The following is a 2,436-nucleotide window of genomic DNA, read 5'->3' on the forward strand; positions in this document are numbered from 1 at the left end:
GAGCATCATCGGAAAAAAGATGATAATGAGAATTCAAATTTCATTCTCGAATGAAAGAAAAAGAGGGACTTTCAGTCCCTCGTAAAAACCAACCTCTGCACTTTCAGTGCAGAGTGGTTTAGTAATTAGAAAGATCAAAATACATGCTATTTTGTCCTTGAAGTGTCTTAGAATTATTTAAATAGATGAAATCAGGAGTTGTTTTTTCAGGAAGAATCAATTTAGTCGTTCCGGTAATTTTTCCGATGGCTGTACTTAGTAAAGGTTCATTTGGATCGCCAAGAACTCCCATTGTTTTTATTCTTTCGGTCAGTTGATAATCTGGTTTTAGACCTACATATGAATAATCACCAAAACCAACTGCATTTACAGAGTTGGCTACAATAAGCTGCATTGCATAGCGATGGTTTGGATTGATATTAGTTTTCGTAAATGTAGGGGAATCGTAAAGCGTAACGGAAGCTACATTTTTTCCGTAAGTATAATCACCTATTTGAACTACATTTATATATGGATCAAGACCATTTACGATGAGTTCGCTGGCTGAAGCGGTACTTCTTGTTGTTAAAACATAAACTGTAGAAAGATTTATACTGTTGAGAGATTTACCGTTTAAGGTACTTACAAAAGTATATTTTCGGTTAAGAAAGGATTTTTTAGCATTATATGCTAATTCGCTAAAAATTTTCCCTGTAAATTGACCTGTTATCATACTCGCTAAACGAGCAGCTGTAGGAACTAATCCACCCCCATTGTATCTTAAATCTAAGACCAAATCAGTAATGCCTTCAGATTTAAAATATCCAAAAACATCATTAAGTTCAGATTCAGAAGAAGAGTAGAAGCCATTATACATAAGGTAGCCAATTTTATGTGTACCATTTGTAATTACTTTTTTAATTAAAATGGGGTTTTCAGCCAAGGTTGTTTTGGTTAAATCAAGTGTTTTTCCGTTAGGGGTAATTATCGGATTATTATTGGTGTCATAGGTTAAATCAGCTAGACTCACGCTGTAATTTTCATTGGAACTAAAAAATAGATTGACATAATTATCTAAGGTCAAAGGGATATTGTTGACCGCATAAATAATTTCCCCGCGTTTGATATTTTTAGTTGAAGCATCAGAGTTAGGGATAATATATTTTACATAGGCAATAACTTGATCGCTTGTTGATGAAAGGCGACTAAAACCAAAAACAACACCATTGTTTTTAGAAGTGCCACTTAATTCTTGTTCCAGAGTAAGATAATCGCTTACAATCCAACTGTTGCGATCTACAGCACCATACTGTGTTGCATCATCAGAGCCTGGGGGACGATACAATAAATTTTGAAATAAATCTTCGGGAGTATATTGTTCTAAAAAATTATAATATTCTAAGTTGTTTTGAAATCTCTTATCACTTAAATCCGGAACATTGGCTTGCCATAAATACAGTTCGTTAAGCCCTCTCCAAATGAATTTTTGAACATCTAATTCAGTAGACTCAGGTAATTTGTCATCATAATCCTGACAGCTATTTAAGGAAATGAAAGAGACAAAAAGCAGGATTAGTTGTTTAAATGGTGTTTTCATTTAGCTTAAAATTAGTGCTGTTTTTTGTAAAAATACTATCTTTAATTTTATTTAGGCTTTTTAGCCAATTGAAAATTGCCCATAAAGTTAAGTAATTTACTTTTTGTGATTGAAAATCAATGGGTTGGTTTTTTGGCATAAAAATGGTAAGAGTTATTTAAAGTAAGAATGTGATTTAATATAAATATATAAAAAATGAAAAAAGTATTTGTTACGTTGTTTTTTGTTCTCGCTTCTGGTTCGTTCTACGCACAAGCGGTTTTTGATCAATTTAACGGTAAGGAAGAGATTGTATCAGTTGTTGTAAACAAAAAGATGTTTGAGTTGATGAGTAAAGTTAAAGTAGATGCTTCTGATAAGGAAACACAGCAATATTTGAAACTTATTCAAAATTTAAATGATTTGAGGGTTTTTTCGACTACTAATAAAGCAGCTGCCCTAAAGATGAAGGAAGTAGCTGATACTTACATAAAATCTTCAGCATTAGAGGAATTGAAAAAAGTTAATGAAAAAGGAAAGCAAATAACCATTGATGTAAAGAGATCTGGAAATGCTAATCAACTTAATGAATTTGTAATGTTTATTGAAGATGATGCAAATGGTATTAATCGCTCAGTATTAATGTCTTTGACAGGGGTTTTTAGTTTGAATGATATCCCGGTTTTGACTGATAAAATGCAAATTCCGGGAGGAACAGAGCTTAAAAAGCTTACGCAAAAGTAAATTAGATTTTAATAAAGACACTATCCTAAAAAGTGTGTAAGTTAAAAAAATAACGGGGTTTGACTTTTAATTAAAGTTGAACCCTTTTTTCAAATATAGTTAAGAACTGATTGAGGATTAATCCCCAGTTTTGGATT

Annotated in this window: 2 protein-coding genes; one reads left to right on the forward strand and one right to left on the reverse strand. The window is 32.1% G+C overall.

The window, feature by feature from the left end; all coding sequences use genetic code 11:
• Positions 1 to 118: 118 nt before the first annotated feature.
• Positions 119 to 1,576 (reverse strand): S41 family peptidase, encoded by a 1,458-nt coding sequence (locus AAEO59_RS16305; RefSeq protein ID WP_341701806.1) that lies wholly within the window; start codon positions 1,574 to 1,576, stop codon positions 119 to 121.
• 195 nt (positions 1,577 to 1,771) lie between these two features.
• On the opposite strand from AAEO59_RS16305, the gene AAEO59_RS16310 reads away from it, so the two are divergent.
• Positions 1,772 to 2,299, forward strand: coding sequence for a DUF4252 domain-containing protein (locus AAEO59_RS16310; RefSeq protein ID WP_341701807.1), 528 nt, complete (start codon positions 1,772 to 1,774; stop codon positions 2,297 to 2,299).
• Positions 2,300 to 2,436: the final 137 nt, after the last annotated feature.

The organism is Flavobacterium flavipallidum (genome assembly GCF_038289905.1).
Taxonomy (GTDB): domain Bacteria; phylum Bacteroidota; class Bacteroidia; order Flavobacteriales; family Flavobacteriaceae; genus Flavobacterium; species Flavobacterium flavipallidum.